At 39.9% G+C, this 14023-nt stretch carries 14 protein-coding genes; 5 read left to right on the top strand and 9 right to left on the bottom strand.

Going from position 1 to position 14023, the window contains the following annotated elements; translation table 11 throughout:
- Positions 1 to 57: 57 nt before the first annotated feature.
- Together proC and FNK51_RS08185 are read left to right on the top strand one after the other, a co-directional pair.
- The gene (gene proC, locus FNK51_RS08190; protein ID WP_141993007.1) at positions 58 to 864 is read left to right on the top strand and encodes a pyrroline-5-carboxylate reductase; all 807 of its coding nucleotides are present in this window, start codon (positions 58 to 60) and stop codon (positions 862 to 864) included.
- Positions 865 to 948: 84 nt separating this feature from the next.
- Positions 949 to 2316, top strand: coding sequence for an FAD-binding oxidoreductase (locus FNK51_RS08185; RefSeq protein ID WP_141993006.1), 1368 nt, complete (start codon positions 949 to 951; stop codon positions 2314 to 2316).
- A gap of 388 nt (positions 2317 to 2704) precedes the next feature.
- On the opposite strand, the gene ald is transcribed toward FNK51_RS08185, so the two are convergent.
- The 6 genes from ald to FNK51_RS08155 form a co-directional block, all read right to left on the bottom strand.
- On the bottom strand, positions 2705 to 3838 hold the full coding sequence (ald, locus tag FNK51_RS08180) for an alanine dehydrogenase (RefSeq protein WP_076367639.1): 1134 nt from the start codon (positions 3836 to 3838) through the stop codon (positions 2705 to 2707).
- A gap of 172 nt (positions 3839 to 4010) precedes the next feature.
- The gene (locus tag FNK51_RS08175) at positions 4011 to 4832 is read right to left on the bottom strand and encodes an EcsC family protein (protein WP_141993005.1); all 822 of its coding nucleotides are present in this window, start codon (positions 4830 to 4832) and stop codon (positions 4011 to 4013) included.
- 49 nt (positions 4833 to 4881) lie between these two features.
- Positions 4882 to 6138 carry a PucR family transcriptional regulator gene (locus FNK51_RS08170; RefSeq protein WP_286178602.1) on the bottom strand — a complete coding sequence of 419 codons (1257 nt, stop codon included), beginning with the start codon at positions 6136 to 6138 and terminating at the stop codon, positions 4882 to 4884.
- A 130-nt stretch (positions 6139 to 6268) separates the two neighbouring features.
- A complete protein-coding gene (locus FNK51_RS08165; RefSeq protein ID WP_141993004.1) occupies positions 6269 to 7267 on the bottom strand; it encodes an inorganic phosphate transporter in 999 nt (332 codons plus the stop codon).
- Positions 7268 to 7282: 15 nt separating this feature from the next.
- A complete protein-coding gene (locus FNK51_RS08160) occupies positions 7283 to 7903 on the bottom strand; it encodes a DUF47 domain-containing protein (protein ID WP_063235631.1) in 621 nt (206 codons plus the stop codon).
- A 238-nt stretch (positions 7904 to 8141) separates the two neighbouring features.
- Positions 8142 to 9140: an inorganic phosphate transporter gene (locus tag FNK51_RS08155; protein ID WP_098373353.1), complete on the bottom strand. Its 999-nt coding sequence runs from the start codon at positions 9138 to 9140 to the stop codon at positions 8142 to 8144.
- A gap of 394 nt (positions 9141 to 9534) precedes the next feature.
- On the opposite strand from FNK51_RS08155, the gene FNK51_RS08150 reads away from it, so the two are divergent.
- Positions 9535 to 10365 (top strand): aldo/keto reductase, encoded by an 831-nt coding sequence (locus FNK51_RS08150; RefSeq protein ID WP_141993003.1) that lies wholly within the window; start codon positions 9535 to 9537, stop codon positions 10363 to 10365.
- Between the two features lie 474 nt (positions 10366 to 10839).
- The gene (locus FNK51_RS08145; protein ID WP_179086047.1) at positions 10840 to 11094 is read left to right on the top strand and encodes a GlsB/YeaQ/YmgE family stress response membrane protein; all 255 of its coding nucleotides are present in this window, start codon (positions 10840 to 10842) and stop codon (positions 11092 to 11094) included.
- 214 nt (positions 11095 to 11308) lie between these two features.
- Here FNK51_RS08145 and FNK51_RS08140 read toward each other — a convergent pair whose 3' ends face one another.
- On the bottom strand, positions 11309 to 12220 hold the full coding sequence (locus tag FNK51_RS08140; RefSeq protein ID WP_181762218.1) for an RluA family pseudouridine synthase: 912 nt from the start codon (positions 12218 to 12220) through the stop codon (positions 11309 to 11311).
- 232 nt (positions 12221 to 12452) lie between these two features.
- On the opposite strand from FNK51_RS08140, the gene FNK51_RS08135 reads away from it, so the two are divergent.
- Positions 12453 to 12872, top strand: coding sequence for a DUF5365 family protein (locus FNK51_RS08135; RefSeq protein ID WP_098373349.1), 420 nt, complete (start codon positions 12453 to 12455; stop codon positions 12870 to 12872).
- A gap of 68 nt (positions 12873 to 12940) precedes the next feature.
- Here the strand turns inward: FNK51_RS08135 and FNK51_RS08130 are convergent, their stop codons facing one another.
- Positions 12941 to 13411: a thioredoxin family protein gene (locus FNK51_RS08130; protein ID WP_141993002.1), complete on the bottom strand. Its 471-nt coding sequence runs from the start codon at positions 13409 to 13411 to the stop codon at positions 12941 to 12943.
- A gap of 126 nt (positions 13412 to 13537) precedes the next feature.
- Entirely contained in the window at positions 13538 to 13849 is a 312-nt protein-coding gene (locus FNK51_RS08125; RefSeq protein WP_286178601.1) for a disulfide bond formation protein B, read from the bottom strand.
- Positions 13850 to 14023 lie beyond the last annotated feature (174 nt).

Genomic DNA, 14023 nt, shown 5'->3' with positions numbered 1-14023 from the left:
TGATATCCGATATAATAAGAAGGAATATAGATGAACTTATGATTGGAAGTGTAAGATATGAATAAAAAAATCGGGTTTATTGGATGCGGCAAAATGGGTGAGGCAATGCTTGAGGGCATGTTGCTTGCAGAGGTCATTTCACCTGAAGGGATCATGGTCAGTACTGCGAGTGTGGAAACCAAAACTAAAATCACCACGAAATATAACGTTAAAGGCACTTTGGATAATATAGAGGTTGCCGGTTTTGCCGACTTTCTCTTTCTAGGGATCCAACCTGCCATGCATAAGCAAGTGATTGAAGAAGTGAAGAATCATGTGAAAGAAGACGCTGTGATCATTACCATGGCAGCTGGGATCACTATATCTTTAGTTGAGAGCAGCTTCGGAAAAAAAGTGAAGGTTGTCCGGACGATGCCAAACACTCCTTCGCTTGTCGGTGAAGGCATGACCGCCATGAGCATCAATGATGAAATTACCGATGCTGATATAGAGGATGTTACTGCATTGCTGAATAGTTTCGGTAAAACGGAAATCCTGCATGAAGATTTGATGGACGCAGTACCGGCCATCAGCGGTTCGTCGCCTGCTTATGTATACATGTTCATCGAGGCGCTGGCTGATGGAGGGGTCCGTGATGGCATTCCAAGAAAACAAGCATACCGAATGGCAGCACAAGCTGTAATGGGAGCTGCTAAAATGGTACTGGAAACGGAAAGACATCCTGCTGCTTTAAAGGATGATGTCTGCACGCCGGGCGGTTCAACGATAGCTGCGGTAGCGTCTTTAGAAGAGAATCAGCTAAGATCCAGCATTCTGCAAGCAATGAAGGCCTGCACGGATAAAACGAAAGGTTTCAGTAAGTGAAGAAAGATGGATTGCCTATTAGCGGGCAATCTCATTTTGGGTGATATTTTCAGAATGTTTGGTGAAAAAAGAGGGGGCAGCATAATGAATGGTTATATAGAAGAACTTAGGAAGATACTGACGTCAGAACAAGTAACGGTGAATGAAACACTATTGGAACAGCACAGCCATGATGAATCATATCACACTCCGCATTTACCCGATATGGTCATTTATCCAAGGGATACTGCGGAAGTCAGCGCAGTCATGAGTTATGCGAATGAGCATGAAATACCGGTCATTCCTTTTGGATTGGGATCAAGTTTGGAGGGGCATGTTGTTCCAGTCAAAGGGGGAATTTCCCTGGATTTGTCCTTGATGAATCATATACTGGAAATCAGGGAAAATGATTTCCTTGTGAAGGTCCAACCAGGTGTGACAAGGACGCAACTCAATAAAGAATTAAAAAAATACGGTTTGTTCTTTTCCGTCGACCCTGGCGCCGATGCTACATTGGGAGGGATGGCAGCTACGAATGCAAGTGGGACGACCTCGGTCAAATATGGGATAATGCGCGATCAAGTCAGGGATTTGGAAGTGGTTTTAGCAAACGGTGAAGTGATTCATTCCGGAAGTTTAGCGACAAAATCATCTTCAGGCATTCACTTGAATGGCTTGTTTGTCGGCTCAGAAGGTACGCTAGGTGTATTTACTGAACTGACTTTAAAGGTATACGGCATTCCTGAAGTCACCATGGCTGGGAGAGCTTCATTTCCAACCGTCGAACAGGCAGTATCTGCGGTTAATGGGATCATGCTTGCTGGAATCCCGATTGCACGAATTGAATTGGTTGATGCCGAGTCCATAAAAAAAGTTAATCAATTCATGGACAAATCCTATGATGTCCAACCAACTTTATTCCTCGAGTTTCATGGGAATTTTGCCGGACTGGAACAGGACGTCAAATTTGCCAAGGAAATCGTAAGTGATTTTGGTTGTGGGGATATCCAGTTTGAAACCGATTCAAAAGCACGGAATGCCTTATGGGAAGCGCGCCATAACCTCGCATACGCATTCATTCACAGCGCACCTGGAAAGAAGCTGATGGTGACCGACGTAAGTGTGCCCCTTCATGAATTATCGAATGCCATATTGGATACAAGGAAGAAGGTCGAACAATCCAAAGTGGAGGGTGCGATTGTAGGACATGTAGGTGACGGGAATTATCATGTATTGTTCATGATCGATCTGAAAAATCCTGAAGAAGTTAAAGAAGCGAAGAGGTTAAATGAAGAAATCGTCGAATATGCATTAACAAAAGGCGGTACATGTACGGGTGAACATGGGGTAGGACTTGGAAAATCGAAGTATCAGCGAAGGGAGCATGGAGGAGCTTACGAAGTGATGAAAACGATCAAACAGGGATTAGATCCGAAAGGAATAATGAATCCTGGGAAGATCTTCATAGATTAAGAGGCATATTCTATTTTGTAGATTAGTAATAACATCAAACAAACTTGATCACATATAAAATGTGGTGGAAATCTTGCGTATTATTGGGGCCAAGCCGAAAATGCCAATTACATATCACGAAATATAAACATATATTCGCATAAAAATGATTTTCGACTTTAATTCGAGCTCTAATCGGAAAAATGGTCCGTTCGATCTTATAATTCGACCTATATCTAGTTAAATCGCCCGATCGTGCCGATATTCCGACTATATTCGGAATATCGCCAGTAGTGCGAGGTAATCCGACATGATCCAGATATTGTATGAAGAAGTACAGCTTCAACGGGATTCTCGTCCAAAAAAATAAGACTCCAGACAAGATTGTGTCTGGAGTCTTATTTTTTTATTAAGCGTTAATGTTATTTGAGTTTAAGGCATTTTCAACACTTACATAGTTGTAGCCAAGGTCTGTGGCAACTGCTTCGAACGTGATTTCACCGTTCGCAACATTGACGCCTTTAGCAAGTGCATCATTTTCAAGGATTGCTTTGATGGCACCTTTGTTTGCAATTTGAAGTGCAAATGGTACTGTTACGTTAGTTAATGCAACTGTAGAAGTTTGAGGCACTGCTCCTGGCATATTCGCCACTGCATAATGCACTACTCCATGTTTAACATAAGTAGGGTTATCATGTGTTGTTATGTGGTCGACCGTTTCAAAGATACCGCCTTGGTCGATTGCAACATCTACAATGACTGAACCAGGAGACATCGATTTAACCATTTCTTCAGTAACGAGCTTAGGAGCTTTAGCACCTGGAATCAATACAGCACCGATCACTAAATCGGCATCTTTAACTGCTTCCGCAATATTATAAGGGTTGGAGATAAGTGTAGTCAGTTCATTTCCGAAAATATCATCAAGTTGACGTAGACGGTCAGGGCTTAAGTCAAGGATGGTAACATCTGCGCCTAATCCAATAGCGATTTTAGCAGCATTCGTTCCAACCATACCTCCGCCGACAACAGCGACTTTACCACGTTTAACTCCAGGAACTCCGCTTAATAGTATTCCTTTGCCGCCGTTATTTTTTTCAAGGAACTGAGCACCGATTTGTGCAGCCATGCGTCCTGCAACTTCACTCATTGGTGTCAATAAAGGAAGTGTGCGGTTTACTGCAACCGTTTCATAAGCAATGGCCAAGACACCGCTTTCTTTTAGGGCCTGAGCTAGTGCCGGTTCAGCCGCAAGATGTAAATATGTGAAAAGGATTAAATCTTTTCGGAAATATTTATATTCAGATGAGATAGGTTCTTTTACTTTCATGATCATTTCTGTGCTTGACCAAACGCTAGCAGCGTCCTCGACTATAACAGCACCAGCTTCTTGATATGATTCATTTGTAAAACTGCTTCCTAGACCTGCGTTCATTTCGATTAATACTTCGTGACCTGCATTGACTAATGCCACAACCCCAGCTGGAGTGATAGCTACACGGTTTTCATTGTTTTTAATCTCTTTTGGAATTCCTATTCTCATCTTAATCCCTCCAATAATGTGTTTTTACTATTTGTATCACAAGTATAGTTGGAAAAAGAAATAGTTAGTATGTGGAAATCAGAAAATTGAAAATGGTGTATTTGTGGAATTCCACAAACGCAGTGTCAAAAAATATGGGCTCGCCAGGAACAAGACCTTTTTAAAGCTGAATTCAATTCTTTGCAATAGGCTCTTGAATGCGCTCTAAAATCCTTCTTTTCTTATAAAGCATGATTCCCGTATCGGCTATATCGGCAATCATGGAACGATTTGTAAGGGCGCCAAAGATTATTCCGGCAACAGGAACCATTTGCAAAAGCTTTTTCCAGCCAAACTGATCACGGTATGTATAAACGACTTCCCGCCAACCTTGCAGTTCGGATGCTATTTCCCTTTTTGATTGGGAATCGGTCTGGTTCATTTTCGACAATTCATTTAATAGAGCCTTTTTGCCGACAACATCCGATGTTGTGAATTGCAGACATTTGACGATGAAAATACGTTCTTGGCGGTCTCTAGGATTGAAGCCATATGTGATGGCGATATCCTGAAGCGTTTTGATCGACATGCCGAGAAGAAGAGGGATGTCGATGGCCAAGGTGAAGATTCCGCCAATCCCTGTAGTGGCACCTTGAACCGTTGCCAATTTGCTGCCTGAATTTTTAATATCCTGACTCACACTATCCATGATATGGAGGGGTATGCTTGAAACATCTTCCAGGGCTTTAATTTCCAACTCGGGAACCTTGGCTTGCAGCTGACTTAAAATATGAGCTTCTTTCGTTAAATATTTTCCGCCATTCTGAATGTAGCTGCCGATTTCATCAAGCATGACACCCACCTTTTTCTGAATGAAATCCGGTGTCAACTTATCCAATAGCTTGAAGGGGATCCGCCCGATCCGTTCCCAAAACCATAGTCCTTTCTGATCTTTCTCCCATTTTTCAATGATTGTTAATTCTTTTTCAAGCTCTTCTTTTGTTTCAAGTTTCATATGATCAACCTTTCCACACTTCTAGTATTCCATATCAGGGAATATATCATTAATTTTTCTTGTGAAATTCATCATATTGATTAAGTTTAATGTTAAGAAAGAGGGACATTTTTTGAATCGGGTCTTTTAGCCGAATATTTCCCACTTCAGAGATTCTTTTTAATCTGTAATTCAATGTATTCACATGGATATGAAGATTACTTGAAGCTTCATTTGGGTTGCAGTCTTTCTCTAGATAGACAGTGAGTGTTTGCAGCAATTCCGTCTGGTTCTTCATGTCATATGCTTTTAGCCTAAGGATGGAAGGATGAACACGACGCTGTTTGTTGCTTGCGAGTGTTTCAATCATTTGAAACATGCCAAGTTCTTCATAATGTAAAATGAGTTTCATGTCATCCGGGAAAATATTCTTCATTTTAAGGGTGTATTGAGCTTCTTCGTAACTTGATTTAACATCCATTAAGTTTTTATACATATTGCCAGCCGTTCCAAGAATATGCTCGACACCGAAACGCCGTTTCATCTCCAGAATGAAAAAAGGAATGAACTCATAAATCGATGAAGTGAAAGAAGGGCTGTTTTCCTGGTTGCCTCCCGCGAAAAGAATGAGCTTGTTATGGTCAATGGCAAATAAGGAACTGTTTATCTTTTGAGTGGTCGTTAACATGTATGAAATGTAGCGCTCCACTTCGCGATTGATCTCTTTAGGAAATTCGAATACCAATATGGAAAAAACCACTGGAACGTGGATGGAAAATTTCTTGAAATTTTCAATTATTTCCGATTCTTCTTGGTAGTGCCCGGTCAACATGCGCCAAAGGAACTCTTGATGACCTGCTTCTTTCCTTTTCTTTTTCAATTGCAATTGCTGTAACTGGTTCTTCGCCTCCTTGGCAGCGAATTGGAGAAATTTCATATCTTCTTCGGAGAAAGGTTCATTTACTTCCAAAGCCCAAATGAAACCAAGTACTTCATTATTTTTCCGGATGGAAACCGCAACCCTGTTACCGAGACCGACATCATTGATGGCCCCGATTTTAATGGGGGCATCTTCTTTCAATAACGCGGGGATGAAGCCATCTTTCCATAAACTGTTGATGACCTTTTCAGGGACACGTCTTCCGATTATGGTCATGATACGAGCCTGATCCGTAGTATCATCGTGTGTGCTATAAGCAAGTAAGCGATGGTTACCGTCCTCGATTGTAATGGGGCAACCCAAAACAGAACTGATTCTATCGGCAAACTCCATCATATCTCCATAAAGGTCTTTAAAAATATCTCTATTTTTTTCGAATTCCTTCATTTTTATCTTGCCCCTCGCTAAAAAAAATTCCTTCTCCTTGAATTTTAAACGATTTCCTATTAATAAGCATAGATAAATCCTTTGTTAAAACAGAAAATCCCTACCGATGGAAACCGGAAGGGATTTTATTTTAGAATAAGAAGTTAATTAAAAGATAAAGCAAACCAGCTAATGTTGCCGAGATGGGAATGGTAATGAACCAAGTGATGATCATTCTTTTTGCCGTTCCCCATTTTACGCCCTTGACACGATGTGCTGATCCAACACCAAGGATTGAAGACGAAATAACATGGGTTGTACTGACTGGCATGTGTATTACTGTCGCGCCGAAAATGATGAAAGCACCGGTTAAATCCGCTGCAACACCATTGACCGGACGGATTTTCATGATTTTGCCGCCAACGGTTTTAATGATTTTCCATCCGCCGACGGAAGTTCCAAGCCCCATTGCTAGCGCACAGGAGAATTGAACCCAGAAGGGGATATCGGTACTTGATGCATAACCATTTGCAATAAGGGCCATCGTGATGATACCCATCGCTTTTTGAGCGTCGTTCGTTCCGTGGGTATACGATTGAAGTGCCGCAGTAGCAATCTGTATAGTACGGAATTTTTGGTTTGTTTTTGTCAGGTTATTGTTTTTAAAGACTACTTTAAAGATGCTGTATACGATAAACCCGATTGCAAAAGCAATTAGCGGGGAGAAAATCAAAGCTTGAAGAATTTTCATGAACCCTTCCCATTTAATGCCGGCGAAGCCTGCTGCAGCAATGGCGGCACCTGCAATCGAACCAATCAATGCATGGGAGGAACTGCTTGGTATTCCGTAATACCAAGTAAGAAGGTTCCATATGATAGCGGCAAGCAGAGCAGCCATGATTACATATGAACCATTCGGAAGCGTGAACGGATCCACGATATCCTTCGTTATGGTCTTCGCTACTCCAGTAAATGTCATAGCTCCGACGAAGTTCATGATGGCTGCCATGATGATGGCATGCCTAGGCTTCATGGCCTTTGTTGAAACAGCAGTCGCTATTGCATTGGCTGTATCATGAAAACCATTGATGAAGTCAAATGCTAAAGCAAAGAAAACGATTAATATTGTTAAAATTAATAAAGTATCCATTTATTGGGGTACTCCTTAGGCGTTTTTCATTATGATTGTTTCAAGTGTATTGGCCACTGCTTGACAGTGATCGGCGATCTCTTCAAGGCTTTCGTAAATTTCTTTATATTGAATGATCCTGATTGGATCTTTTTCAACTGTAAACAAGTTTTTGATTGATTGACGTTGGATTCCGTCACAAACTGATTCAAGATCTTTAATTTTGATTGCATTTTCACGAATCATTGGCAATTTCTTAGTGGATAGTGTATCGACAGCATTTTCAATCTCATACGTACACTGTTTGATTGCATCCACAAACTTAAGCATATACTCATCTGCATTGACAATTGAGTACATCTCGAATAATGCTGCACAGTGTTCCAAACCGTCTATGACATCATCCATTCTCATGGTCAATTCAAGTATATCTTCCCGTTCGATAGGAGTGATGAAGGCATTGTTCAGCTCTTTAATCACATTATGAACCATTGAATCGCCTTTATGCTCATAGTCTTTCATCGTATCTGAAAATACTTTGAGATCGGAGATGTTTTTGAGTTTATAATCCGCGAAATAGTCAGCACCTTCTTTAAGGTTTTGAGCGATGTTAAAAAGCATTACTGCGAATTTGTCTTTTTTTGATTTAAAAGCCATGTTAAAGCCTCCCAATTAGTCATGCAAATTTACGCACTTTAGTCGTACGCTTAGTATTAACAAATTGATTGTAACGAATTCATGTAGTATCCGTGAAGGTTTTTCGACGAAAATTTACAAAATCTTAATAAAACTTTATATAAAAACACAAGGAAAATTAAAAAATGGGAAAAACCCTACAATTATAAGGGGAAATCTGCAGAAAAAATGCCTTTCCAATATGGAAAGGCAAAAGGTTCTATAAAAATAAAGCAATTAAATAGTAAATGATTCCAGCTAAGGAAGCAGAAATTGGCAATGTAATGAACCAAGTGATCAACATGTTTTTTGCGGTTCCCCATTTTACCCCTTTGATGCGGTGTGCTGAACCGACCCCAAGTATGGAAGAAGAAATGACATGTGTCGTGCTGACCGGCATATGCAGGAAGGTTGCACCGAAAATGATGGATGCTCCAGTCATATCGGCAGCCACACCGTTAACTGGACGGATTTTCATGATTTTACCGCCGACGGTTTTGATGATCTTCCAACCTCCGATTGATGTACCAAGTGCCATGGCTATTGCGCAGGATAGTTGTACCCAGAAAGGAACTTCAGAGGTAGAGGCATATCCGTTAGCGATCAAAGCCATCGTGATGATACCCATGGATTTTTGAGCATCATTCGTTCCATGTGTATAAGATTGGATGGCCGCCGTGAGAATTTGTATTCTCCTGAATCGCTTATTGGTTTTTCCTAAATTATTATTTTTGAATACTACCTTGAAGATGCTGTATACAATGAATCCAAGCGTGAAGGCGAGGATAGGGGATAGAATCAATGCTTGTACAATTTTAGTGAATCCACTCCATTTAATCGCATCGAATCCACTAGCCACGATGGCAGCTCCCGCTATTGAACCAATGATCGCATGGGAGGAACTGCTTGGAATGCCAAAATACCAAGTGATTAAATTCCATATTATTGCCGAAAGCAGGGCGGCAAGGATTACATAAGAACCATTGTTCAATGTGAAAGGATCAACGATATCCTTCGTAATGGTATGCGCTACACCGGTAAAGGTCAGTGCTCCTAATAAATTCATTACCGCAGCCATGATGATTGCATGACGTGGTTTAAGCGCCTTGGTTGATACTGCTGTAGCGATGGCGTTAGCCGTATCATGGAAACCATTGATAAAGTCAAAGACCAAAGCAAAAATAATAATTAGCGCGGTTAAGATGAGTATGCTATTCATACATGGAGGACTCCCTTAATTTCAAGTATGTAAAGTGTATATGGATTGCCGCCCATGAATGGGCAGGACAGTTTGCAACTCCTCAATAATTAGGATGGGAGTTTTACATTTGATTATTCTTAAAATTTGGCACCTTCTTTTTTACTTGGTTTTAAGCCGAACTATTCAATTGTAACGAATTTCATACCTATAAGGATAGATGTTTCGTCATTTTTTTACAAAATATTTAACTTTGTGAATGATTAAAAAGATAAAATGATCCCTTTAATATATATAAATGGTATTTAAGGGTGTCTTTTCGCTTAAGAGGCTCTATAAATCCCGAGGCTTATGGTTAGAAATAGAAGGTGGAGGGATGTATAATTGGTAAATAAAAGTAAGGGGGAATGATGGAATGATTTCAAATATTGGGGAAACGATCACCTTACATAATGGAGTTAAAATGCCACAGTTGGGTTTCGGTGTATTTAAAGTGAAAAACGGCAATGAAACGGTTGAGTCCGTCAAGAAAGCGATCGAAGTTGGTTATCGTGCGATTGATACGGCGGCCATTTATGAAAATGAAGAAGGTGTTGGTCAGGCGATTCGGGAATGCGGAGTGCCTCGTGAAGAATTGTTCATTACATCTAAAGTGTGGAATACAGAGCAAGGATACGAAACGACGCTCCAGGCATTTGATAATAGTTTAAATCGCCTTGGTTTGGAATACTTGGATTTATACCTGATCCATTGGCCGGGAAAAGATAAATATCTGGAAACCTGGAGGGCATTGGAAAAGCTTTATAAGGATGGAAAGGTGAAATCAATCGGTGTAAGTAATTTCCATGTTCATCATTTGGAGAATTTACTTGCAAACAGTGAAGTGAAACCGGTAGTCAATCAAATTGAATTGCATCCACTTTTGACTCAAGTCGAAATTCGTGATTACTGTGCAAAACATGAAATAAAGGTTGAGTCTTGGAGCCCGCTAGGCAGAGGGAACCTATTGGAAGAGCCGACAATTAATCATATAGCGAAGAAGCACGGGAAAAGTTCAGCACAAGTGTTGATTAGATGGCATCTACAACATGATCTAGTTGTAATACCTAAATCGATTACGCCTTCCCGTATCGAGGAAAATACAGAGGTATTTGACTTTTCTTTAAGCCTGAATGAAATGAATCAAATAGATGCCTTGAACAAAAATGAACGGTTCGGTAGCAATCCCGATGAACTTTTGTTCTAAAAAGAATACTGCAAATGATAGGAGGGTGTCCCGAATGGGGCATCCTTTTTCTTTTTCCTCATGAACATAATTGAGACAGTTATTGCTTATAATAACTATGTAACAAAGTTAAGCCTATGGAATACCCGTTTAATATGTCTGTTAATCCTGTTTTCGTTGCCAAATATTTTTTAAAAAAATTAGGTTTTAGATTAATTAAACGGGGAAAATAATGAGTACAGCGGCAAACAAAAAGAATAAATTCACTAACATGAGGATTGTCCAATCAGTTACTCAAGGGCTATAGCTAGCTAACTCCACCCAATAACTAAAACATTCACATTCATTAGATATTGTGCGTAATCGGCATCATACCATTTGAATGTAAAAGTTAAAAATAACTGAAAAAAGGCATGACAATATGGAAGTGATTTGATTTCTTGGAGTCTGCTGCAGAAATTGAAAAAATAACTAATTTGAAGGAGGAAATATATTATGGGATTTTTATGGTCATTAATTATCGGAGGTATCATTGGTTGGTTAGCAGGTATGATCGTTGGACGTGACGTACCATTTGGAATTATCGGTAACATTATCGCTGGTTTTGTTGGTGCATGGTTAGGTTCATTAATTCTTGGGAACTGGGGACCTTCAGTAGCAGATTTCGCTATAATTCCAGCATTGATTGGTGCTATCGTATTTGTCTTCGTCTTAAGCCTTATCTTAAAAGGCATGAGAAAAGCTTCATAAATGCAAAGATTAAGCTGGCCCAAGTGGCCAGCTATTTTTTTTGCCAAAATGAACGGATTTCGTCCCGACATGCCTTTAAACCATCAATTAAGCCCAAATGCAGAAAATCCTGCAGCTGGTTCACAAAAAAATGGGCAACTATTTCATATTAACTATTTCATATTAATGGAAGAAATAAGAACACCGTTCCGAAATCGAACGGTGTTTATTCAGTTTAAATGGTGACATCGAATATCTCAGGTCTATCAATGAAAGGAGCTTCAAGGCTCATTTTTCTTTCTGAAATGGGGTGGATGAATTCGATTTTCCTTGCATGCAGGGCTTGACGTGGAAATGTCTTTTTTCCGCCATACAAAGTATCTCCAGCCAAGGGGTGATTCAAATGACTGAAATGCACCCTGATTTGGTGGGTTCGGCCGCTTTCCAGTGTACAGCTGACGAGCGTCAAGTTTTTCTTGGGATCGCGATTGAGTACCTGAAAATGGGTGACTGCCGTCTGGCCTGTAGAGGAAACCCTTCGTCTCGTGGCATGGTGTCGGTCGCGGCCAATTTTTTCTTTGATTTCGCCTTCGTTCTTTTTAATGTTTCCTTCGACTAAAGCTAGATATGTCCGTTTGATTTCCCTTTCTTCCAACATTCTATCCAGCATGGACCCTATGAGGCGGTTTTTGGCAAAAAGGACCGCACCGGTGGTATCCTTATCAAGCCTATGAATATGCTTGATCATACAGGACTGGCCAGTTTTTTGAAGATGGTGCGCCACTCCATTGATGAGGGAGTGTGACTCACCCGGTTGAGAAGGGTGAGTATCCATTCCAGCCGGTTTATTGGCTATCAATAACACTTCATCTTCATATATGATGGAAATTCCTAAGTCTGCCGCTTGAACTGTTTCATTTTCAGCTTGATCCAATAAAGGGATGCTGATCGTATCTCCTTCATTAAGAACAGTTGACCATGTGACGGAATTTCCGTTCACTGTCACTTCTTTACTCATCCTCCATTCATGGACTAATTTCTTTGGGGCCTTCCACCGCTCCCTAAAAAGCTTTTCCAATGTTAATCCATTCCAACTTTGGAGAACATCTATTATTAAATGTTGGTTAGTTAATTTAAAATTTTCCAATTAAACTCCTACTTTCGACTACTTTGGTTTTAATTAAATGAAAAAAATATATAATAATTATAGATGAGTCATGAAAAAAGTAACCTTGGACCTATTGCTGATGTTTCCGTGGTGGAAATTACCACATATTTTTTACAAAATTTATGTTATTCTAATGGGAAAGAAATCGCTTGTCCTAGAATATACATATAATAGATAGGTCTAACGGATCTGAAAAAAGGTGGTTTTTTTAGTGAAGACGGTCTTTTCTTCAACTGAAGAACAAGAGCAAGAAATAGCGAGTCTCGTTTCTCGTTTCTACGAATCTGTATTTCCAAAATACTTTACGGAAAGTGAAATCCTTCATTTTCGCGAGATTGGCGTTTTAAAGCCCAATCAAAGTTCTGTTACTTACTTGGCAACATTAAGAGACGCATTTCAAGTAATGACATGTCTTCAAGTCCTTATGTCGATATTAGACAAACAGAAGAGAGAAGATTTTATATTGATGGAATCTAAATCTGAAGAATTGTTCCAACATAACATCACACTATTGAATGAATGCGGAATATTCTTCCCCTTTTATTATGACCATTTTTCAAGTATAAACCATGAAGCGAATAATGATATGCAGATGATGGACATCCAGGTGGCGAATCAATATTTAGTATAAGGCAAAAAAAATGAGCCGGCTATAACGGGAGAAGCATTTCCGTTAGGGCCGGCTCATTTTTTACATCCTTAATTAATATCGTGGTCCTCGAACCATTTCTCGAACGTTACTTCATCATTAAAGCCGACGATTCGTTCTTGTTCTTCACCATTTTTATAGTGAACGATGGTCGGGGTCTTTTTGATGCCATAGTCGCTCCATCCTTGTTCAAACTCCAAAAGATTGAATTGAACAAGATCAACACCCAATTTCTCTGCCAAAGGTGCCACGACTGGTGTGGTTTTTTGACTGATTGAATTCGTAGGACTATAGAAATAAACGGTCACGTCTTTACTATCTTGGAGGTCCTGCTCCAACTCTACAGGAAGGATCAAATTTTGATAATTGGGGTCATCCAGCTGATCGACAGTAGCAGGTTTAAGCTTATCCTTGCCGTATGGATTTCCTTTTGATTTTTCTTCTTTTTTCATGTTTGTAAAAACGCCCAGCAGGACAAAAAGGGCGACGATTATCACTAAAAATATAGCCATTTTCTTCATTAAGCTGCAACCTCCTTGGATCTTGTCCATACGATGTAAAAAATAATGATGAATGCAGTCAAGGCTAGAACGTGATGGTGATGAAACCAATATGTTTATATATTGTCCTGTACATGGAACCATTCCTCATGCAAGGGGTGTGGTCGGGAAAGACTGAAACCTTTGCAAATAATGATATGTGGAAATGTATGCACCGATGGCTGTTACTATCATGGTATAAAAGCAAATCCAATGATTTTTTCGAATGATTGCAATTCCTAAAATGATTGTAAAAGGATCCGTGATGATCCGCTGGTACCAACAGAGCGCAAACGGTTCATTTTGCTTAATTTCAGAGAAATAAAAGCTTCCAAACATAGCAATGATGGAGCAGCCAAGGCTACAGTTAATAAGTTTTCCCCATTGCAAATAGTCTTGTTCATGGTTCCTCTTCCCCATCTCTTTTTGCTCTCATGAAAAGTATAGTATGTATGGACGGGGTCTGTAAAATATATATTCTTTTTAACGGACATTAAGATTGGCTTTTATCCATGCAATTTTGAAATCCATGGGTAGGTTCAGTTGTTTTAATTTTTGTATAAGGGGTATAATTCTTATGGAAGAGATTAAAGG

The organism is Bacillus sp. B4EP4a, assembly GCF_006680105.1.
Classification (GTDB): Bacteria; Bacillota; Bacilli; order Bacillales; family DSM-1321; genus Peribacillus; species Peribacillus simplex_E.
Note: the sequence above shows the minus strand (reverse complement) of the source record. Positions and strands in the feature narration are given on the sequence as shown.

Excerpts from the sequence above, each read along its gene's own strand:
- FNK51_RS08175 (WP_141993005.1), bottom strand. The coding sequence starts at position 4,832 with ATGAAACTTGAAACAAAAGAAGAGCTTGAAAAAGAATTAACAATCATT.
- FNK51_RS08160 (WP_063235631.1), bottom strand. The coding sequence starts at position 7,903 with ATGGCTTTTAAATCAAAAAAAGACAAATTCGCAGTAATGCTTTTTAAC.
- FNK51_RS08145 (WP_179086047.1), top strand. The coding sequence starts at position 10,840 with ATGGGATTTTTATGGTCATTAATTATCGGAGGTATCATTGGTTGGTTA.
- FNK51_RS08185 (WP_141993006.1), top strand. The coding sequence starts at position 949 with ATGAATGGTTATATAGAAGAACTTAGGAAGATACTGACGTCAGAACAA.
- FNK51_RS08165 (WP_141993004.1), bottom strand. The coding sequence starts at position 7,267 with ATGGATACTTTATTAATTTTAACAATATTAATCGTTTTCTTTGCTTTA.
- FNK51_RS08155 (WP_098373353.1), bottom strand. The coding sequence starts at position 9,140 with ATGAATAGCATACTCATCTTAACCGCGCTAATTATTATTTTTGCTTTG.
- FNK51_RS08130 (WP_141993002.1), bottom strand. The coding sequence starts at position 13,411 with ATGAAGAAAATGGCTATATTTTTAGTGATAATCGTCGCCCTTTTTGTC.
- proC (WP_141993007.1), top strand. The coding sequence starts at position 58 with ATGAATAAAAAAATCGGGTTTATTGGATGCGGCAAAATGGGTGAGGCA.
- ald (WP_076367639.1), bottom strand. The coding sequence starts at position 3,838 with ATGAGAATAGGAATTCCAAAAGAGATTAAAAACAATGAAAACCGTGTA.
- FNK51_RS08150 (WP_141993003.1), top strand. The coding sequence starts at position 9,535 with ATGATTTCAAATATTGGGGAAACGATCACCTTACATAATGGAGTTAAA.
- FNK51_RS08125 (WP_286178601.1), bottom strand. The coding sequence starts at position 13,849 with ATGGGGAAGAGGAACCATGAACAAGACTATTTGCAATGGGGAAAACTT.
- FNK51_RS08170 (WP_286178602.1), bottom strand. The coding sequence starts at position 6,138 with ATGAAGGAATTCGAAAAAAATAGAGATATTTTTAAAGACCTTTATGGA.